The following is a 21,698-nucleotide window of genomic DNA, read 5'->3' as shown; positions in this document are numbered from 1 at the left end:
TTTTATTTATAAAGAGTTTTAAGAATGTTTATGAGAATTTTAAATAGTACATAAAATAAATATATCTTAGTTCAAATAATTTATTATCCTCTATTAAAATATCTAAAATGAAAAAATCGCTACTAATTTTAATATTTTCTATTTTCTTTTTAGGGTGTAAAAAAACACCTGAAAATATAGATTCTATTCCAGAACATGATAGTATAGTTATAGCTTCAAAAATGGTAAATGAAGATAGAGTGATTAATGTTTGGACACCTAAAAGCTACAAAGAAGGTAATGAAAGTTTTCCTGTTTTATATATGCCAGATGGCGGTATTAAAGAAGATTTTAACCATATAGCTAATACTTTAGCTAAGCTTATTAACAATAAAAAAATTTCGCCAATAATTCTTGTTGGTATAGAAAATACAGAAAGAGGAAGAGATTTAACAGGTGTCTCTAGCGTAATGGATGATGCACAATATTGCCCGTTAACCGATGGTGCAAAAAACTTTCGCTTATTTATAACTAATGAGTTAATACCAGAAATAAACACAAAATATAGAACCACAAATAGAAAAGGAATAATAGGAGAGTCCTTAGCAGGATTATTTGTTATGGAAACTTTCTTTTTAACACCAGAAACATTTAATTTTTATATAGCCATGGATCCTTCGTTATGGTGGAATAATCATTATTTAGAGCAAAATACAAGTTCACTTTTAAAAGAATTTCCAGAACAAGAAATAAAACTTTGGTTTGCAGGCTCTAACACCGAAGATATTTCTACACATACAAGAAGCATTTATAAAATTTTTAAAGATAATGCGCCAGAAAATTTAATATATAAATATTCTGATGAGCCAAACGAAAAGCATAACACCATTTTTAGAGCAACTAAAGAGAAAGCCCTAATTTGGAGTTTAAATAATAATTAATTGAGGATCTTTATTTTTATGTAAAGAAAAATTCTATATTAAAAGAATTACTGTAACTAATACATAAACAGAATGTTTTTATTATTTAATCTTTTACCAATATACCAAGATAATAACCCAACAGAAGTTATTATTAATTCTATAGATACTTATTATAATAAACTTTTAATTTCCTTGCCAAGAATAGCATTAGCAATTTTTATAATTGTAGCAGGAATTTTAATATCTAAATTAATTACAAATTTTTACAAAAGACGTTTTTTAAAACAAGCTGAAGATCCATTAATGGCTCGTTTTCTAGCACAAACAATTAAAATAACACTAATAGCTATTGCCATAATAATTGCTTTACAAGTAGCAGGACTTAATGGTATTGCTACAGGATTATTAACGGCTGTTGGTGGTGGAGCTATTGTATTAGGATTTGCATTTCAAGATATAGGTAAAAATTTTCTTGCTGGTATTATTTTAGCTTTTAGCAGACCTTTTAATGTTAACGATACAATTATGATTGATAGTCATTTTGGTAAAGTACGCGCGTTAAATTTTAGATATACACACATTAAAACTAGTGATGGACGAGATATTTATATACCAAATAGTGATGTTTTAACAAAGCCTGTAGAAAATTATACAGCAGATGGCTTTTATAGAAATGAATTTGTTGTTGGTATTGGTTATGAAGATGATATAGCAAAAGTAAAAGCAATAATAATTAATATTTTAAAAAACCATGATGGTGTTGTACAAGATGAGGAGCATGAAAGTTTTGTTATAGAAAACGAATTAGGACCAAGTACCATAAATTTAAAAGTATTTTTTTGGGTGCATACCGTAGATTATAGAGTGTCTTCTAGAGTACTGCGTGGCGAAGTAATTAAAAAAGTAATAGAAGCACTTATTGAAGCTAAATTTATTTTACCAGGAAATATAACCGAAATTAAATTGTACGGTGGCCAAGAAGATTTACCGTTAAAGTTAAAAAAAGATCCAAAAGATAGAATTTTAGATTTAGAAGAAAGAAATTTAGCAGAAAAGAAAAAATCTTAAGCTTTATAAAAATTATTTTGGTTAATAAATCTGTTAATAATTTCAAATATTATATTGTTTAAAAAAAGAGTTTAACTTATATTTGCTTTATATTTAAAACAAGACACACATAATTATGTTCGAATTCGACCAATATTTAGGCTTTTTAGCATTCTTAACTATCTTAACCATAGGATTTTGGTTAATGATTTTTTTAGTAACTTTTGTAGTTCCTTATTGGATTGGCGGAAGTTTAATTGAACGTCTTAACGAAATTAAAGAAGAAAAAAAGGCTAAGCGTAATGCTTAATTAACTTTTTACAAGAATAAAAAAAAGGGAAACTTAATATTAAGTTTCCCTTTTTTGTTGTCATCATCTTAATAAATAAAAAAAATGTGACCAATTTTAATATGTATTTTACACTTTAAAATTGGTCACATTTTATTGCTTTGTCGCTTAGTTGCGCTAAAGAATATTATCCTTCAAATTCATCGTCACCACCATCAAATCCACCACTTCTTTGTGGCTTTTTCTTTTGGTTAAATCTGTAAGTTAACGACACGTTTATTTGGCGTTGTCTCCATTGGAACTCGCTATAACGCTCAAAGAAATCTGTAGTTGTTGTAGATTTACGTTTTCTTGAATTTAATAAGTCTCTAACGTTAAAAGATAGAGTGGCATTTTTATTAAGTATTTCTTTACTAAATGCTAAATCCAGTGAAAAGATTCCATCAGTATCAGACTGTGCATCTTGTACAGCTCCTCTATAAAAAGCACTTGTTTGCCAATCTATTTCTAAAGGTAAAGATACTTTAGAGCTAAAACGAGCAAACCAACTTGTGTTTTTAGCGCCGTAGTCTACACCATTAAATTCTCCTTCGGTTTCAAACTGATAAAAGTTTACACTAGAGTTTAAACGTAACCACTTTTCAGGATTATACATTAAACCAAGTTCTGCACCAGTACGTTTGTTTGTAGATAAGTTTATAGGAATGGTTCTAATAATATCAATACCATCTGTAGTTTGCTGTCCTGTATTTTCTTGAACACGCTCGAAAGAATCGGTTTCATGTTGGTAATAAACAGATGTAGTTAAAGTTAATTTTTCCCAACGCTTTAAATATCCTAAATCAAAAGTACTAGAAAATGCAGGATTTAAATTTGGATTTCCTTGAAATATATTTGTTCTACTAGAACGCGATGGAAATGGATTTATAAACCATCCACGAGGACGATTTATTCTACGGTTATAACCAAGAGTAATACTCTCTTCATCTCCAGACTCTGTTGTGTTAAGATTGTAAATAAGGTTTACAGTAGGAAATAGACCTAAATAATTGTTATCGAAATCTGTATCTATAGGAAAACCAAAATTTTCATTTAATTCTTGTTCTGTTAAACGAGAGTCAATTTTTCCTTTTAATTGAGTGTTTTCTAATCTTAATCCTAATAAAAATGAAAATTTACCAAGTTTAGAACCGTATTGTGTATAAATAGCATTTACATTTTCTGTATAGTCAAAAATATTAGAAATAGATTCGTTGATTTCTAATGCTCCAGTAAGTAAATTTTCTTGGTCTAATTGATAATCTGTAACGCTGTTTTCAAAATTACCACGGTAACCAGCTTCAAAACGAGAATCTTCTCCTAATGGTAAAACATAATCTGCTTGTACTAAGTATTCTTTTTGTTTTTCGTCTGTAAACTCTTGTTCAATTTGAAATGCCTCTGGATTGGTTTGACTTGTAAAAACGTAATCTTCGTTTAGGTAAGTAAATCCATCTTCATTATCGTTTTCGTATTGAAAATCTACTGTTAATTTATGGTCTCTATCATCACCAAATGTTTTTACATAATTAAGTGCAATTTGGTAACTATTATCTTTTTCTGTTTCTTTTTCTCTTCTTAAAGTTTCTTCAACAATAACATTGTTATTTAAACGCTCACTTTCGTTTAAAGAAACATCGGCATCGCTACCAAAATTATAAAATAAACTACCGGTAATAGAAGACGTATCGTCTAGAAAATACTCCATACCAATGTTCGCATTATAATTTCTATTTAATCGCTCAACTTCTTGATTTTCTATAATTCTTCTAAATTGAGGTTCGTTAATCGTGCCATCATCATTTGTGGTATCAAAATAATTAACATCTAAAAAAGAAGTACGTGGAGCATCAAAATATCTCCATCCAAAGTTTGAGAACAAATTATATTTTTCTCTTCTAAAATTTAATGCAGCAGAAACACCAACATTATCTGGGTTTCCTGCTGTTAAAGTTACAGAGCCATTGAAACCTAAAGTTTCTTTTTGCCTAAGAATTATGTTTAATATTCCGGCAGTACCTTCTGCATCGTATCTTGCAGAAGGAGAAGTGATTACCTCTACACGTTCTATAGCTTCTGCTGGTAATTGACTTAAAATATTACTGTCTCCAAAACCAGCCATTGCAGATGGTTTTCCATTAATTAAAATTCTTACATTTTCGTTACCTCTTAAACTTATAGCGCCTTCAACATCTACAGTTACAGATGGTACATTATTTAATGCGTCGCTTACAGTTCCTCCTGCTGTAGTAAGGTCTTTACCTATATTATAAACTTTTTTGTCAAGTTTAATTTCAACAGTAGTTTTTTCGGCTATTAATTCTACTTCTTCTAAAGTAGTGGTGTCTTCTTTTAAATATATCGTTCCGAAATTAAAATCTTCGCTTATGGTTTTATTATTAATTGTAACCTTTTTAAAACTTATAAAATCGAAAGAAAAATTATATGTTCCAGCATTAACGTTAAATTTAAAAATTCCTTTTTCGTTGGCTGTACCACCGTTTACAATCTTACCATCGGATGGGTTTGTTACTACAACTGTAGCCCATTCTAACGGAATGTTTGTGCCTTCTTCAAAAATTTTACCTGAAACGGTAAATTCTTTTTGAGCAAATGCAAAAAAGGATAGAAAAATGGTTAAAAAACTGGTAATAATAATTTTGCGCATATCTTATGGTTTAATAATAGGATTGCAAAAATACCGTAAGGTTTAAACGTGATTGGTTAAAGGTTTGTTAAAATAAAAAAGACTTCATTTTTATGAAGTCTTTAAAGTTTATTTAAATAATATTTAATATGTTTTCTGGTGGTCTACCAATTACTGCTTTATTATCGTTTATAACAATTGGACGCTCTATTAATTTAGGATTTTCAAGCATTGCATTAATTATAATTTCGTCGTTAAGCTCTTTGTTTTTATAATTAGCTTTCCAGATGGCTTCATTTTTTCTAACTAAATCTATAGGTTTAATGCCTAATAAATTAATAATTGATTTAAGCTCTGCTTTTGTAGGTATATTTTCTAAATAATTTACAATTTGAAAATCTTTACCCGATTTTTTTAAAATTTCTAATCCGCTTCTAGATTTACTGCAACGGTTATTATGGTAAATTTTAATCATTATTTTAAATATTTAAAGTTGATCTGTTTCTGTTGTTTGCTGTCCCATCATCATTAAATATGCTTTTAAAAATGGTGTAATATCTCCATCCATAACGGCATCAACATTGCCAGTTTCGTGAGCAGTACGAACATCTTTTACCAATTTATATGGATGCATAACGTAGTTTCTAATTTGGCTTCCCCATTCAATTTTCATTTTACTAGCTTCAATGTCTTCGCGTTGAGCTAGTTGTTTTTGCAATTCTATTTCATATAATTGCGATTTTAACATTTGCATAGCTCGCGACCTGTTATCGTGCTGAGATCGAGTTTCGCTACAAGAAATTTGAATACCTGTAGGTTTATGTGTTAATTGTACTTTAGTTTCTACTTTGTTAACATTTTGTCCTCCTGCGCCACTAGATCGAGCAGTAACAATCTCTATGTCTGCTGGATTAATTTCAATTTCTATAGAGTCGTCTACTAATGGATATACGTAAACCGAAGCGAAACTAGTGTGGCGCTTTGCATTACTATCGAAAGGAGAAATACGTACTAACCTATGTACACCATTTTCACCCTTAAGCCACCCAAAAGCATAATCGCCTTCAATTTCTATGGTTACAGTTTTTATACCTGCAACATCACCTTCTTGAAAGTTAAGTTCTTTTACTTTAAAACCATTTTTTTCTGCATACATTAAATACATACGCATAAGCATTTGTGCCCAATCGCAACTTTCTGTTCCACCGGCTCCCGCAGTAATTTGAAGCACAGCGCTTAAACCATCTCCTTCTTCAGAAAGCATATTTTTAAACTCTAAATCTTCAATTATGGTTTGCGCTTTTGTATACCTGCTTTCTACATCTGTAGCAGTGGCTTCGTTTTCTTTAAAAAAATCGTAAATAACTTCTAAATCTTCAACAAAGGTATTAGCAGACTTATAGTCTTCAACCCATTTTTTCTTCTCTCGAAGAGACTTCATAATAATTTCGGCTGCTTTAGAGTCGTTCCAGAAATCAGGAGAAAAGGTTTGTTCTTCTTCATTACTAATTTCTATAAGTTTAGCATCTATGTCAAAGATATTGCCTTAACTTAGTTAGGCGTTGTGAGAGATCTTTTATTTGATCTTGTGTTATCATTATATAAGTGTTTAAAACAAAAATAGAATTTATACAACGAATTAGAAATTATTGCTCACTTATTTTATAGATTTAGACATATAAATTTAAAACATAGACTAAACCAATACTATATTTGCTGAGTATTGATTATTATAAACTTTTAAAAAGAAATAATGAAAATTGATTTAAGAAGCGACACATTAACAAAACCATCTAAAGGCATGTTAGAGGCAATGATGCAAGCTAAAGTAGGAGATGATGTGTATAAGGAAGATGAGACTGTAAATAAGCTTGAAGAAAGAGTTGCTAAATTATTTGGGAAGCCTCATGCACTATTTTTTCCAAGTGGTACTATGGCAAACCAAGCAGCTATAAAATTACATACCAATCCTGGAGACCAAGTAATTTGCGATAAATATGCACATATTTTTAATTATGAAGGTGGAGGAGCATCTTTTAATAGTGGAGTAAGTTGTAAATTATTGGATGGTGAAAGAGGTATGTTTACAGCTAAACAAGTTGAAGCTGCTATAAACCCACCAGATTTTTACCATAGTCCTTTAACAACTTTAGTAGCTGTAGAAAATACAACAAATAAAGGAGGAGGAGCTTGCTGGGATTTAGAAGAGTTAAAAAGAATTAAAAAAGTTTGTGAAACCAATAACTTAGGTTACCATTTAGACGGCGCTAGATTATGGAATGCTATGGTAGAAAAAAATGAAACCGCTAAACAATATGGTGAAATTTTTAATACTATTTCTGTGTGCTTTAGTAAAGGATTAGGATGCCCAGTTGGTTCCGTATTAGTTGGAGATAAAAAACTAATGGAAAAGTCTATAAGAATAAGGAAAATTTTTGGAGGCGGAATGAGGCAAGTTGGTTTTCTTGCAGCAGCAGGATTATATGCACTAGACAATAATATTAACTTGCTTAAAGAAGACCATAAAAAAGCAAAAGAAATAGCATTGGTTTTAAATAAAGTAAATTATGTAGATAAGGTTGAGAAGGTTGAAACTAATATTGTAATATTTACCTTAAATAATCGATTTTCAGATGATGTTTTTTTGGAAACTTTAAAAACTAAGAATGTATTTATTAGTAATATGGGACAAGGTAAATTAAGGATAGTAACGCATTTAGATTATAACTTAAAAATGCATGAGAGTTTATTAAACATTTTATTAAACCTTTAATACACACAGTATTATTGCTTTTATTTATGTTAAAAAAAATGTTAAATAAATGTTAAACGGAGTTTTTTGCATTTCGTCGAATTATCGTGTAAAATCGTATAATTAAATATAGTTAAAGTTTGATAACAATTAATTTTACCCGAAATTAGAACGTGGGCTTAATTATTTTTAAGTTCAAAATAATCTTTAAATAACCATTAAAATTATCAAAAAAATGAAAAAAGCATTACTAACAATCTTATCTTTTGTAATCTGCACAGTCGCTTTTGCACAAGATTTACCAACAAATCCTGATCCAGGTAAATGTTATAAGCGTTGTGTTACGCCAGACGTATGGGTAAATCAAGATGTAACAATCCAAGTTGCTCCAGCTTACAAAAAATTAAAAGTAGTACCTGCACAGTACAGAACTGAAAATGTTGAAGTAGTAGTTCAATCTGCTGGTCAAGAATTATCAGTAGTACCTGCACAATATGAAACTCAAAATTTTGAAGTAACTGTAACTGGTCCTTCTCAAAGACTTGAAAAAGTAGCAGGTTCAACAGAGACTACTACTGAGGAAATGATTATTCAGCCAGCATACCAAGAATTAGAAGTTATTCCTGCTAAGTATGCAACAGAAAACTTTGAAGTTACAACTTCTGAAGGAGGACAAACTTTATCTGTAGTACCAGCAAAATTAGGAACAGAAACTTTTGAAGTTGTTGTTACAGAAGCTAGCCAGAGATTAGAAGTAATACCTGCACAATATGAAACAAGAACAGAAACTGTTGTTGTTCAAGAAGCTTACCAAAAATTAGAAACTGTACCTGCACAGTATGAAACAAGAACAGAAACTGTTGTTGTTACAGAAGCTGGACAGCGTATGGAAATTGTTCCTGCTAAATGGGCAACAGAGAATGTAGAAGTTGTTGTTCAACCAGCATCTTCTCGTATAGAAATTGTACCAGCTCAATACGGAACAGAAACAGAAACTGTTGTAGTTAAAGAAGCTAGCCAAAGATTAGAAGTTATACCAGCTGTTTGGGGAACTGAAACTTTAACTTATAAGAAAAGAGAATATGGAAATACTTTAAAAGTTGTTCCTGCAAGTTTCTCTACAGATTACCAAGTAATCGAAACTAAGCCAGCAACTGCTAAATGGGGAATGAGTGATACTCCTGCTGCAGATTGTGCTTCTAGCGATCCTAACGATTGTAGATACTGGTGTTATAAAAATGTACCAGCTCAAAACATTACTGTAAACACTACTGTTTTAACTAATGATGCTTCTGTAATTACAACTCCTGGTTGTGATACAGCTAATGCTAACGAGTCTGATTGTGGTATGGGAACTTATACTAGAAAAGTAGTTACAACTCCAGCAACAACAAGAGTAATAGATATTCCTGCAGAAACTAAAGAGGTTAAAAGAACAGTAATGACTCAGCCTTCAACTACAAGATCTATTCCTATTCCTGCAGTAACTAAGACCATTAAGAAAACTGTATTAGTTTCTCCAGCAACAACAAGAGTAATAGATATTCCTGCTGTAACTAAAGAGGTTACTAGACAAGTAATGGTAACACCTCCAACAACAAGAGCTATTGATATTCCTGCTGTAACTAAAGAGGTTAAAAGAACTGTTATGGTAACACCTCCAACAACAAGAGTTATTGAAATTCCTGCTGTAACTAAAACAATGAAGCGTACTGTATTAGCAACTCCTGCTACAACAAGAGTAACAGAAATTCCTGCTACAACAAAAACAATGAAGCGTACTGTAATGGCAACACCTCCAACTACAAGAGCTATCGATATACCTTCTAAGTCTACAACTATTAGAAAGACTGTACTTACTCCAGAAACTACAAGAACTGTAGATATTCCTGCTGTAACAAAAACTATGAAGCGTGTAGTAATGACTACTCCTCCTACAACTAGAGTAATTGAAGTACCACAAAAAACAGCTACTTTAAAAACTACAGTATTAGCTAGCGATGCTAGAGTAGATGAAGTAACTATTCCTGCTGTAAATAAAACTGTAACAAAAGAAGTTTTACAGAAAAAAGGTGGTTTAACTACTTGGGCAGAAGTTGATTGTAAGTTAGTTGAGTACAACAGTCTTAACATAAACTGGAACTTAGGTTCTGCAACTTTAACTCCATCGGCTAAAGCTGAAATTGATAAAGTTTTATTACCAGTATTACAAAACGGTGTTTCTGTAGAGATTGCTTCTCACACAGATTCTAGAGGTTCAGCTGCATCTAACAGATCTTTATCTGAAAGAAGAGCACAAGCTGTAACTAACTACTTAATCTCTAAAGGAATCAACTCTTCAAGAATTGTTTCTAATGGTTATGGAGAAGCTAGATTAGCTAACAGATGTTCAGATGGTGTTTCTTGTACAGAAAGAGAGCACTTACAAAACAGAAGAACAGAGTTTAGAGTAATTGACGCTAACTAAGATTTAAGTTCTTATTTCATTTATATAAAAAGAAGCCTTCGGGCTTCTTTTTTTGTTTTATACGTTATGTTTGTAATATAAATTAAAAAGCCTCCTAAAATTTCATAATTTTAGGAGGCTTTAATAATTGTTTAAAATAAATTATTTAAACATATCCATTCCAGGTATATTAGGCATACCGTCTTTAGCAACTGCGGCTAATTCTGCTTCATTAATTTTTGTTGCTTTTTCAATAGCTTTGTTTAAAGTTATTATTAAATAATCTTCTAATTGCTCTTTATCTTCTAATAAACTGTCGTCTATAGCGATTGTTTTTAAAGTTCTATTAGCTGTTAGTGTAACTTTTAATAATCCGTCATTACTTTTTTCGTCTACTAAAACAGTATTTAATCTTTCTTTAGTGTCTTCTACTTTTTGTTGGGTTTCTTTAAGTTTACCCATCATTCCTGCTAAATCTCCAAACATAATTTTATTTTAAATTGTATTTTACAAATTTATTAAATAGAAATTATAATAACCAAAATATTATCTATTATGAAAATTATTACACCAGTTTTAGTTATATGGCTTATTTTTGTTATTTCCTGTAAACAAAATTTAAAAATGTCTGAAACAACAATAACAGTTAATCCTCCAATAGCAAAGAAAATTGAGAAAACTCTTGAAAAACACGGAGATATTAGAATAGATAATTATTTCTGGATGAATGATAGAGAAGATGAAAATGTTATTAATCATCTAAATAAAGAAAATGAATATACTAGTTCAGTTTTAAAACATACCGAAATATTTCAGAAAGAATTATTTGAGGAAATGAAAGGTAGAATAAAAGAAGATGATAGCTCGGTTCCTTATAAATTAAACGGTTATTGGTATATTACGAAATTTGAAAAAGGAAAAGATTATCCAATTTACACAAGAAAAAAAGACTCATTACAAGCAGAGGAAGAAATGATTTTTGATTGTAATGAAATGGCTAAAGGCTATTCATATTTTAAATTAGGAGGAATTGCTATAAGTCCAGATAATACAATGGCTAGCTTTGCCGTAGATACGGTAAGTAGAAGACAATATACCATTCAAATAAAAAACCTAAAAACGGGAGAGTTGTTTTCTGATAAAATTGAAAATACCACAGGAAGTTCTACTTGGGCAAATGATAACAAAACTTTGTTTTATACCAAAAAGGATGATGTTACATTAAGGTCAGATAAAATATACAAACATCAATTAAATACCGATACCTCAAAAGATATTTTAGTATATCATGAAAAAGATGATACATTTAATTCATTTGTATATAAAACAAAATCTAAAAAATATATAGTTATTGGTTCGTCGAGCACATTAACTTCAGAATATAGAATTTTAGAAGCAAATAATCCAGATGGAGAATTTAAAGTATTCCAAGAACGTGTTCGTGAATTAGAATATTCCATAGCACACTATAATGATAGTTTCTATATTGTTACAAATAAAGACAATGCTACTAATTTTAAGTTACAAAAAACACCCGAAAGTAATACAACAAAAGAGAATTGGATAGATGTTTTACCTCATAGAAATGATGTTTTATTAGAAGATATAGAGATTTTTAAGGATTATCTTGTAGTTAACGAAAGGCTAAACGGACTCAATAAGATTAGAATTATTAGCTGGAACGGAGATCAGGATTATTACTTGCCATTTCATAGCGAAACCTATACAGCAAATTTAGGTAACAATCCAGATTTTAATAGTGAAGAGTTACGTTATAACTATAATGGCTTAACCACACCAAGTTCTGTTATTGATTATAATTTTAAAACTAAAGTAAAAACAATAAAAAAAGAACAAGAAGTTTTAGGAGGTAAATTTAATAAAGATAATTACGAGTCTAAACGAATATGGGCAACAGCTAAAGATGGTGTTAAAATACCAATGTCTATTGTTTACAAAAAAGGAATTAAACTTAATGGAAAAAATCCAGTACTTCAATATGCTTACGGATCTTATGGTTCAACTATAGATCCCTATTTTTCAACTATAAGATTAAGTTTATTAGATAGAGGGTTTATTTATGCAATTTCACACATAAGAGGAGGAGAGTATTTAGGGAGAGAATGGTATGAAAATGGCAAGTTATTAACTAAAATGAACACTTTTACAGATTTTATAGATTGTTCTAAATTTTTAATAGAAGAAAATTACACATCTCCAGAGCATTTATATGCAATGGGCGGAAGTGCAGGAGGTTTATTAATGGGAACTGTAATTAATCTTAATCCAGAATTATATAAAGGAGTAATTGCAGCAGTACCATTTGTAGATGTTGTAACTACAATGCTAGATGATACCATACCTTTAACTACAGGAGAATATGATGAATGGGGAAACCCAAACGAAAAGAAATATTACGATTATATGAAATCATACTCACCTTATGATAATGTGGTTTCTAAAAATTATCCAAATCTTTTGGTAACAACAGGATTGCATGACTCTCAAGTACAATATTTCGAACCAGCAAAATGGGTTGCAAAATTAAGAGAATTAAAAACAGACAATAATAAGTTACTTTTTCATATAGATATGGAAGCAGGACATGGTGGTGCTTCAGGACGATTTGAAAGTTTAAAAGAAGTTGCATTAGAATATGCGTTTCTATTTGATTTAGAAGGAATTGACCATTAAAAAAAAAATGCTTATTTTTGCCAGGTTTTATGTTGCATTTAACTAACTAAAGGAACAGAACTAAAATTGTTTATGGCACACAACAAACAAGTTTTTGATAATGTATTAGACCTTATTGGCAATACACCGATGATAAAACTAAAAAAAATGACATCCGAGTTTAAAGGAAACTTTTTAGCTAAAGTAGAAGCTTTTAACCCAGGACATTCTTCAAAAGATAGAATAGCATTATATATTATAGAGCAAGCTGAAAAGCAAGGTATTTTAAAACCTGGCGATACAATTATTGAAACTACATCTGGTAACACTGGATTTAGTATAGCAATGGTTAGCGTAATAAAAGGTTACGATTGTATTCTTGCAGTAAGTTCAAAATCTTCGGCAGATAAAATAGATATGCTTAAAAACATGGGAGCAAGAGTTTATGTTTGTCCAGCAAATGTAAGTGCAGATGACCCAAGATCTTATTACCAAGTAGCAAAACGTTTACATGATGAAATAAAAGGTTCGGTTTATATTAACCAATATTTCAATCAATTAAATATGGATGCGCATTATGCTTCAACAGGTCCAGAAATTTGGAATCAAACAAATGGAAAAATTACACACTTAATAGCGTGTAGTGGAACAGGAGGAACAATTTCTGGTACAGCTAAGTATTTAAAAGAACAGAACCCAAACGTTAAAGTTATTGGTGTAGATGCTTTTGGTTCAGTATTAAAAAAATACCATGAAACTAGAGAATTTGATGAAAAGGAAATTTATCCATATAGAATAGAAGGTTTAGGTAAAAACTTAATACCTACCGCTACAGATTTTGATGCAATAGATAAGTTTGTTAAGGTAACAGATGAAGAAAGTGCACATACAGCAAGAGAAATTGCAAGAACAGAAGGTTTATTTGTAGGTTACACATCTGGAGCAGCTATGCAAGCCATTAAACAACTAGACGCAGAAGGAGAATTTAAAGCTAATGATACAGTAGTTGTAATATTTCCAGATCACGGTTCACGCTATATGAGTAAAGTTTATAGCGATAAATGGATGAATGAGCAAGGATTTTTTGATAGTCAAAATGTGGAAGCCGCAGAAAGCATTCAATACATTAAATAAAATTTATAGATAATTAAAAAAGAAGCTGATAACCTTAAAGAAGATATCAGCTTTTTTTATTTTAAGAATAGAAGGAAAAAATATTATGCAAAAAACTGAGAATTGCGTATTTTTGTAAATTCTAAACTAATTAAGTACAAATGAAAGATTTATTCGCAAAGATATATAAGGATAAAGGACCATTGGGAAAATGGGCAGAGCAGGCAGAAGGTTATTTTGTTTTTCCAAAATTGGAAGGACAAATTTCTAACCGAATGAAATTCCAAGGAAAAGATGTTATTACATGGAGTATTAACGATTACTTAGGTTTAGCAAATCATCCAGAAGTGCGTAAAGTGGATGCAGAAGCAGCTGCAGAGTATGGTTCGGCATACCCAATGGGAGCTAGAATGATGTCTGGTCACACAGAATTACACGAGCAATTACAAGACGAATTAGCAGCATTTGTTAATAAAGAAGCGGCTTATTTATTAAATTTTGGATACCAAGGTATGGTGTCTACTGTTGATGCTTTAGTAGCAAAGGATGATATTATTGTTTACGATGTAGATGCACACGCATGTATTATTGATGGAGTTAGATTACACCATGGAAAACGTTTTACATATAAGCATAACGATATTGAAAGCTTAGAAAAAAACTTAGAACGTGCTACAAAAATGGCAGAAACAACCGGAGGAGGAATTTTAGTAATTTCTGAAGGTGTTTTTGGTATGCGTGGAGAGCAAGGACGTTTAAAAGAAATTGTAGCTCTTAAAAAGAAATTTAATTTTAGGTTATTTGTAGATGATGCTCATGGTTTTGGTACATTAGGAAAAACAGGAGCAGGAGCAGGAGAAGAGCAAGGAGTACAAGATGATATAGATGTTTATTTTGCAACTTTTGCAAAATCTATGGCAAGTACAGGAGCCTTTATTGCTGCAGATAGAGAAATTATAGATTATTTAAAGTACAACTTGCGTTCGCAAATGTTTGCTAAATCTTTACAGATGCAATTAGTAGTAGGTGCTTTAAAACGTTTAGATATGTTACGCACAATGCCAGAGTTAAAAGAAAACTTATGGAAAATTGTTAATGCATTACAATCTGGTTTAAAAGAAAGAGGTTTCGATATTGGTACCACACAAAGTTGTGTTACGCCAGTATATTTAAAAGGAAGTATTCCTGAAGCTATGGCATTAGTTAGAGATTTACGTGAAAATTATGGTATTTTCTGTTCTATAGTTGTGTATCCTGTAATACCAAAAGGATTAATATTACTGCGTATGATTCCTACAGCAACACATACTTTACAAGATGTAGCAGAAACTTTAGATGCATTTGATGCTATTAGAGATCGTTTAGAAAATGGAACGTATAAAAGAATGTCTGCCGCTTTAATTAAAGCAATGGGAGAGTAATTTTTTTTCAATTATAATATAAAAAATCCGATTCATTAGAATCGGATTTTTTTGTTTTAAAACAGTTTTTTTTAAAAAAACTATTCAATATTTTTTCGATATGTTTTTCTTCGTTTTATAACTTTAGGATTAAAGTGTTTCCATATTTTATGTATAGCTTCATTATCCTCTAATTCAGGAGTTCTATAACAATCAACAATACCTTTTGTTTTAAAAGTTTCATAATATTCGTTAAAAATAACAGCATGAACACCTTTATTTTGGTAATCTGGATGTACACCAATTAAATAGAAAACAACATCTTTACTAGACTTTTTTGCTTTTAATAATTTTGCAAAGCCAAAAGGAAATAATTTACCATTCATTTCTTGTAAAGCATATGCAAACCTAGGCATTACAATTGCAAAAGCAACCATATTATCATTTTCGTCAACAACAAATTTTATATATTCAGGATTAACAAAAGAGATAAATTTCTTTTTAAAATATTCTTTTTGAATATCTGTTATTTCAACAAAAGAAGATAATTTTCCATATGAAGCGTTAAACAAATCAAACATTTTATCTGCATATGGCATTACATCAGATGTTTTTGTAAGTTGAAGTGCTTTTAACTTATATCTTCTTTTAATAAGTTCTTGTGCTTTTTTAAAAAAATCTGGTTTTACGTTTTCAAAAGGAAACTTACTTTCGGAGTAGCTTTTCTCTATTTTAAATCCTAATGCTTCGTAGTGTTTAACATAATATTCGTGGTTATACCAGGTTATCATGTTGCTTATTTGGTTAAAACCTTCGGTCATAACTCCAACTTTATCTAAGTTAGAAAAACCTACCGGTCCTTCTGTAAATTTTAGATTATGCTGTTTTCCTATTTTAATAACCTCTTCTATTAATTTCTTAGAGACTTCTAAATCATCTATAAAATCAAACCAACCAAAACGCATTTTAAGTTGATTTTGGTTTTTTACTTCAAGCCAATTAATAATAGCTGCAACACGACCAACAAGTTTTTCGTTTTTATAGGCTAAAATTAATGTTGCTTCAGCATCGTTAAAAATAGGATTTTTATCTGTATTAAAAGTTTCCATTTCTTGACTAATAATTGGTGGTACCCAATATTTAGAACCTTTATATAACGAAAAAGGAAATTTAACAAAGGACTTTAAGTCCTTTTTTGTTTTAACTATTTTGGTTGTTATCATAAGGATTAGTTGTCATCAAAATCTATCTCCTGAGTCTCTTTTTTTCGTTTATTATTTGATGTGTCGTCACCATTTTTTTTGTTCTTTTTATTTCTTTTCTTATTTGCTTTTCTTTCAGCCTCTTCTTCAGCAGAAGTTCCATTATCTAAACCTGGATCTTTATGGAAGTCTAAACGATAAGATACTCCTAAATTTAAACTAAAAACCGATGGTGTGTCCTTGGTATTAAATGTAACAGCTGTATCCAATTGAAAATTTTTATTCCAAAGATAAGCGCCTCCAAACCTAAATAGATTATCGGCATAGAAATCGCTATGTATACCTTGTGTTTCACCAAATAACACCCATTGTTCATTTATGGCTTTAGTTAGCGTTAGTATGTACTGAAAATCTGAAAAATCACTACCAATCCTATCTTTAGAAAAATTGGTAACAAACACCCAACCGCTAGAAAAATTGTTTTGTGTTGCAAGCATTACTTTTGGGCTAAAACCTTCAATTCCAGGAGCAGTGTATGGGTTGTCTTTAGAGTCAAAATTGGCGCCAACGTAAACAGCAACGGCTGGAATTAAATTTTTCCATTTAAAACGTCTATTTGCGTGATAGCTAAATATATTAGGTTTTTCTTCCTCCGCATTTTTATATGGGTCGTACACCAGATACTTTGCACCAAGTGTTAACTGTTTAAAATTAGATCTTTCTAATTCTGAAGGTATTGATGAACGGTAATCGGTTTGTGTATCGTTTTGGTATATTCCTTCTATGTTAATTTCTAATTGTGGCAGTAATAAACCGTAACGAGCAGCAAAATCAACACCAAAACCAGAAACATCATATTTTAAAGGTGTGTGTTCTTCTTTTACAGTGTATGGTCCAGCTTCAAACTGAACAACATTTGTTCCAACCGAAAAAGCCGATCTAGAAACTCCTGGACGGTTAGAATTAATAACTTCAGTGTATTGCGCGTAGGCTGTTAAACTTGCAATACATAAGACTATTGTTAAATAGGTTTTGTTTAATAACATAAGTTTTGGTTTAGCTTCAAATATAGAGATTTTATATTTTTTTTAAGTGTTTATATATTAAATTACTCTATAAGATTTGTATTTTTGTTATTCATTTTTAGATTATTATTTTGAAAGTATTACTCATAATTTTATTAATTTATCTTGGAATAAAAATTATTTCAAAATATTTTGGACCTTCAATATTAAAATACTTCACTAAAAAAGCTGTAGAGCGTTTTGGTGGACAATTTAGAGATTTCAGTAACCAAAAACAACAGCAACCACAACAAAAAACAGGCGAAATATCTATAGATAAAATGCCTGAAAATAAAACTTCAAACAAAACGGTTGGTGAATATGTAGATTACGAGGAAATTGATTAATTTCCGTTTTTAAAGATATACTCTATTATTTATGCAATCAAATATTAAAAAAATCCTACCACATATACTTGTGTTTGTAGGATTTATTATACTTTCTTTAGCTTATTTTAGTCCTGTTTTACAAGGAAAACAAATATTGCAAAGCGATATACTACATTATAATGGTATGGCTAAGCAACAACGCGATTTTAAAGCAGCTACAGGAGAAGAAACATATTGGACAAATAGTGCCTTTGGCGGTATGCCAACCTACCAACTTGGAGCAAGATATCCATATACATATATAAAGAGTTTAGATTTAGGGCTTAGATTTTTGCCAAGACCAGCAGATTATCTTTTTTTATACTTTGCAGGTTTTTATATACTACTATTATGTTTAAAAGTTAATTTTAAATTAGCTACACTTGGCGCACTAGCATTTGGTTTTTCTACATATTTAATAATAATTATTGGTGTCGGGCATAATAGTAAAGCACATGCTATTGCTTATATGCCTTTAGTTTTAAGTGGTATCATTTTAACCTTTAGAAAAAAGTATATTCTAGGTTTTGTAGTAACTGCTATAGCAATGGGATTAGAGTTAGTAGCTAACCATTTGCAAATGACGTATTATTTAATGTTTCTAGTTATAGTTTTAGGAATAGTATATTTAATAGATGCATATAAAAAGAGCGTTTTACCACATTTTTTTAAATCTGTAGGCATTTTATTAGCCGCTGTTTTTTTAGCTATTGGCTTAAATGCAGCAAATATAATGGCCACAATAGAATATGGAGAAGAAAGTACAAGAAGTAAAACTAATCTAACCATAAACCCAGATGGCTCAGCTAAAAAAGATATAAGTTCAGGCTTAGCAAAAGAGAAAATAACAGAATATAGCTACGGATATCTTGAAACCTTTAATCTTTTTATACCACGATTTTTAGGAGGTGGAATGGGAGAGGATTTAGGTAAAGAATCTGAATTTTATAATTTTTATAGAAGTCAAGGTGTACCACCTTTAGAAGCAGCAGAAGCCTCTAAAGGAGTGCCTACTTATTGGGGAGACCAACCAATTGTAGAAGCTCCAGCTTATATTGGAGCAGTAGTATTATTTCTTTTTGTTTTTGCATTATTTATAGTAAAAGGAAGACTTAAATGGTGGTTGGTATCCGGCTCAATATTAGCGTTATTATTATCTTATGGAAAAAATTTAGGGTTCTTAACAGACTTTTTTATAAATTTTGTACCATTATACGATAAGTTTAGAGCCGTTACTTCAATTCAAGTTATTTTAGAACTTTGTATTCCTGTATTAGCAATCTTTGGTTTGGTTAAACTATTCAATGATTTTGAAAAAAATGAAGAAAAGTTAAAAGCCTTAAAATTTTCAACATTAATTACTGCAGGTTTATGTGCTACATTTTTAATATTTAGATATACAGGAATAGTTTTAGACTTTGAAGGTATAAGAGATGCAAGTTGGGCAGAAGGTGGAGGACAGCCATTTGTAGATGCTATTGTAGCAGATAGAAAATCTATTTTTACAAAAGATACATTACGTACATTATTTTTAGTTTTACTATCGGCAGGCACAGTTTATTTATTTTTAAAACAAAAACTTACAGAAGGTAAAGTGGTAATTGTCTTTGCAGTCTTAATTCTTTTTGATTTAGTAGGCGTAGATAGACGCTATGTTAATACCGAGAATTTTGTATCGAGTAGGGAAGTGCAATCACCATTTAAACCTAATAATGCCGATAAGAAAATATTAAGCGAAAAAGGAAACTTTAGAGTTTACGATGTTAGTTCTGGAGCAGGAAGAGCGATTTCTCAAAATGTAAACGATATGACTTCTGGAGCTACATCTGCACCATATTTTCATAATACGGTTAATGGTTACCATGCAGCTAAATTAAAAAGATTCGATGAACTGTCAGATTTCTTTCCATTTACTAGGCACCCAGAAATGCTTAATATGTTTAATATTAAATACATTATTTCTGAAGATGAGAGTAATCAACCTTATCCTTATTTAAATACTGAAGCTAACGGTAATGCATGGTTTGTTGAAAAAATTACAAAGGTAAATTCTGCAGACGAAGAGATGTTATCTCTTTTAGATTTGAATACTAAAAATGAAGCTGTTACCTTAACTTCAAATATTAATAAAAATACATTTAAGTTAGATTCTTTAGCGTCAATTAAAGTTTTAGATTACAAACCAAATTATATAAAGTACGAATCTGTTAACAATAATGATGGTTATGCTGTGTTTTCAGAAATGTATTATAAAAATGGTTGGAATGCTTATATAGACAATAAAGAATCAGATTATAATCGAGTTAATTACCTTTTAAGAGGTATGGAAATACCTAAAGGAAAACATATTATAGAGTTTAAATTTGAACCACAAGTTGTAAAAACAGGAGGTTCTATAGCTTTAGCGAGTTCTATTGCATTAATTTTAATAGCTTTAGGAGGTTTGTTTTTTAATTTTAGAAGAAAAAATGAATAAAAAAAAAGTTTTAATCATTACTTACTATTGGCCACCAGCTGGAGGTCCGGGAGTACAACGGTGGTTAAAATTTGTGAAATATTTACCTCAGTATGGTATAGAACCTATTGTTTATTGTCCTTCTAATCCAATTTATCCTCAAACCGATAAAAGTTTGTTAAAGGAAGTGCCAAATGGTATAACGATACTAAAACAGCCTATAAATGAGCCTTATAAAGTAGCTAATTTCTTCTCTAAAGATTCTAAAACTATTAGTAAAGGCATAATACCCGAAGAAAAGAAGCAAACCTTAATGCAAAAAGCAATGCTATTTATTCGTGGAAATTTTTTTATACCAGATGCTAGAAAAAATTGGATTAAACCATCGGTAAGGTATCTATCTACATATATTGCAGACTTTAATATAGATACAGTAATTACTACCGGTCCACCACATAGTTTACATATTATAGGATTAAAGCTTAAAAAGCAATTAGATATTAATTGGATTGCAGATTTTCGTGATCCATGGACAACCATTGGATATCACAAACAACTTAAGCTTACAAATGTAGCGGCAAACAAGCATAAAAAATTAGAAAAAGAAGTACTTAATACAGCGAATACAATTATTGTAACTAGCGAAGTAACTAAAAAAGAATTTCAAGATATAACTAGTAAGCAAATAGAAGTTATTACAAATGGTTATGATATAGAAAAAGAAAGTGATATAGTTCTAGATACTCAATTTACATTATCGCATATAGGATCTTTTTTATCTAAACGTAATCCTGAAATTTTATGGCAGTCTCTGCATGAATTAATTAAAGAACACCAAGATTTTGCTAAATATTTTAGATTGAATTTAGTAGGTTTGGTAGGAGAAGAAATAATAAAAACTATAGAAAGATATGGTTTAACTAATTATGTAAATAATATAGGTTATGTGTCGCATATAGAGTCTGTTAAGTATCAAAAAAAATCTCAATTGTTATTATTGGTAGAAATTGATTCTCAAGATACTAAGGCTATTATTCCTGGAAAATTATTTGAATATTTAGTGTCAAATAGACCAATTATTGCTATTGGACCAACTGGTTCTGATGTTGAAAGTATAATAAAAGAAACAAAGACAGGAGACTATTTTTATTATTCAGATTTAGAAACACTAAAATCTAAAATATTATCTCATTTTAACGCTTTTAAATCTAAAAATTTAGAAGTTAGTCCAGTAGGTGTTGAGAAATATAGTCGAGAAAACTTAACCAAAAAATTATCAGAAGTAATTTTTAAATAGCAAT

The 21,698-nt window shown here is 30.3% G+C and carries 17 protein-coding genes; 11 read left to right on the top strand and 6 right to left on the bottom strand.

The window, feature by feature from the left end:
* Positions 1–107 precede the first annotated feature (107 nt).
* The 3 genes from BWR22_RS08725 to BWR22_RS14425 all read left to right on the top strand — a co-directional run bounded on the left by BWR22_RS08725 (position 108) and on the right by BWR22_RS14425 (position 2,259).
* Positions 108–920, top strand: coding sequence for an alpha/beta hydrolase-fold protein (locus BWR22_RS08725; RefSeq protein WP_076733303.1), 813 nt, complete (start codon positions 108–110; stop codon positions 918–920).
* A 72-nt stretch (positions 921–992) separates the two neighbouring features.
* Complete coding sequence (locus BWR22_RS08720) at positions 993–1,970, top strand: mechanosensitive ion channel family protein (protein WP_076733302.1); 978 nt, start codon at positions 993–995, stop codon at positions 1,968–1,970.
* 115 nt (positions 1,971–2,085) lie between these two features.
* Positions 2,086–2,259: a hypothetical protein gene (locus tag BWR22_RS14425; RefSeq protein ID WP_170148497.1), complete on the top strand. Its 174-nt coding sequence runs from the start codon at positions 2,086–2,088 to the stop codon at positions 2,257–2,259.
* 166 nt (positions 2,260–2,425) lie between these two features.
* Here BWR22_RS14425 and BWR22_RS08715 read toward each other — a convergent pair whose 3' ends face one another.
* From BWR22_RS08715 to prfB, 3 genes are all read right to left on the bottom strand, one after another.
* Positions 2,426–4,945, bottom strand: coding sequence for an outer membrane beta-barrel family protein (locus BWR22_RS08715; protein ID WP_076733301.1), 2,520 nt, complete (start codon positions 4,943–4,945; stop codon positions 2,426–2,428).
* Between the two features lie 112 nt (positions 4,946–5,057).
* Positions 5,058–5,399, bottom strand: a complete 342-nt coding sequence (gene arsC, locus BWR22_RS08710) for an arsenate reductase (glutaredoxin) (protein WP_076733300.1) — start codon at positions 5,397–5,399, stop codon at positions 5,058–5,060.
* Positions 5,400–5,411: 12 nt separating this feature from the next.
* Positions 5,412–6,522, bottom strand: a protein-coding gene (gene prfB, locus BWR22_RS08705) for a peptide chain release factor 2 (protein ID WP_156875589.1) whose coding sequence is annotated in 2 segments (ribosomal slippage) — positions 5,412–6,458 and positions 6,460–6,522 — 1,110 coding nt in all. Because the reading frame shifts where the segments join, the coding sequence is not laid out codon by codon here.
* A 155-nt stretch (positions 6,523–6,677) separates the two neighbouring features.
* Between prfB and BWR22_RS08700 the strand changes: the two genes are divergently transcribed.
* Entirely contained in the window at positions 6,678–7,697 is a 1,020-nt protein-coding gene (locus BWR22_RS08700) for a threonine aldolase family protein (protein WP_076733299.1), read from the top strand.
* A 214-nt stretch (positions 7,698–7,911) separates the two neighbouring features.
* Entirely contained in the window at positions 7,912–10,143 is a 2,232-nt protein-coding gene (locus BWR22_RS08695) for an OmpA family protein (protein WP_076733298.1), read from the top strand.
* A 141-nt stretch (positions 10,144–10,284) separates the two neighbouring features.
* Here the strand turns inward: BWR22_RS08695 and BWR22_RS08690 are convergent, their stop codons facing one another.
* Positions 10,285–10,608 (bottom strand): YbaB/EbfC family nucleoid-associated protein, encoded by a 324-nt coding sequence (locus tag BWR22_RS08690; protein WP_076733297.1) that lies wholly within the window; start codon positions 10,606–10,608, stop codon positions 10,285–10,287.
* A gap of 138 nt (positions 10,609–10,746) precedes the next feature.
* On the opposite strand from BWR22_RS08690, the gene BWR22_RS08685 reads away from it, so the two are divergent.
* The 3 genes from BWR22_RS08685 to BWR22_RS08675 all read left to right on the top strand — a co-directional run bounded on the left by BWR22_RS08685 (position 10,747) and on the right by BWR22_RS08675 (position 15,329).
* Positions 10,747–12,816 carry a S9 family peptidase gene (locus BWR22_RS08685; RefSeq protein ID WP_241828198.1) on the top strand — a complete coding sequence of 690 codons (2,070 nt, stop codon included), beginning with the start codon at positions 10,747–10,749 and terminating at the stop codon, positions 12,814–12,816.
* A gap of 72 nt (positions 12,817–12,888) precedes the next feature.
* Positions 12,889–13,929, top strand: a complete 1,041-nt coding sequence (locus BWR22_RS08680; protein WP_076733295.1) for a PLP-dependent cysteine synthase family protein — start codon at positions 12,889–12,891, stop codon at positions 13,927–13,929.
* A gap of 140 nt (positions 13,930–14,069) precedes the next feature.
* A complete protein-coding gene (locus tag BWR22_RS08675; RefSeq protein WP_076733294.1) occupies positions 14,070–15,329 on the top strand; it encodes an aminotransferase class I/II-fold pyridoxal phosphate-dependent enzyme in 1,260 nt (419 codons plus the stop codon).
* Positions 15,330–15,409: 80 nt separating this feature from the next.
* Here BWR22_RS08675 and BWR22_RS08670 read toward each other — a convergent pair whose 3' ends face one another.
* Positions 15,410–16,531 carry a GTP cyclohydrolase gene (locus tag BWR22_RS08670; protein WP_076733293.1) on the bottom strand — a complete coding sequence of 374 codons (1,122 nt, stop codon included), beginning with the start codon at positions 16,529–16,531 and terminating at the stop codon, positions 15,410–15,412.
* Between the two features lie 5 nt (positions 16,532–16,536).
* Positions 16,537–17,556, bottom strand: coding sequence for a transporter (locus tag BWR22_RS08665; protein ID WP_076733292.1), 1,020 nt, complete (start codon positions 17,554–17,556; stop codon positions 16,537–16,539).
* Between the two features lie 110 nt (positions 17,557–17,666).
* Between BWR22_RS08665 and BWR22_RS08660 the strand changes: the two genes are divergently transcribed.
* The 3 genes from BWR22_RS08660 to BWR22_RS08650 are packed head-to-tail and all read left to right on the top strand — an operon-like array spanning position 17,667 to position 21,694.
* Positions 17,667–17,921: a DUF4834 family protein gene (locus BWR22_RS08660; RefSeq protein ID WP_317042510.1), complete on the top strand. Its 255-nt coding sequence runs from the start codon at positions 17,667–17,669 to the stop codon at positions 17,919–17,921.
* Between the two features lie 31 nt (positions 17,922–17,952).
* Positions 17,953–20,418 (top strand): YfhO family protein, encoded by a 2,466-nt coding sequence (locus tag BWR22_RS08655; RefSeq protein WP_076733290.1) that lies wholly within the window; start codon positions 17,953–17,955, stop codon positions 20,416–20,418.
* The gene (locus BWR22_RS08650; protein ID WP_076733289.1) at positions 20,411–21,694 is read left to right on the top strand and encodes a glycosyltransferase family 4 protein; all 1,284 of its coding nucleotides are present in this window, start codon (positions 20,411–20,413) and stop codon (positions 21,692–21,694) included. The genes BWR22_RS08655 and BWR22_RS08650 overlap by 8 nt, the downstream gene beginning before the upstream one ends.
* The last annotated feature ends 4 nt before the right edge of the window (positions 21,695–21,698 follow it).

The organism is Lacinutrix venerupis, assembly GCF_001971745.1.
In the GTDB taxonomy this organism is placed as follows: domain Bacteria; phylum Bacteroidota; class Bacteroidia; order Flavobacteriales; family Flavobacteriaceae; genus Lacinutrix; species Lacinutrix venerupis.
This window is presented reverse-complemented; position numbering and strand designations above follow the sequence as displayed.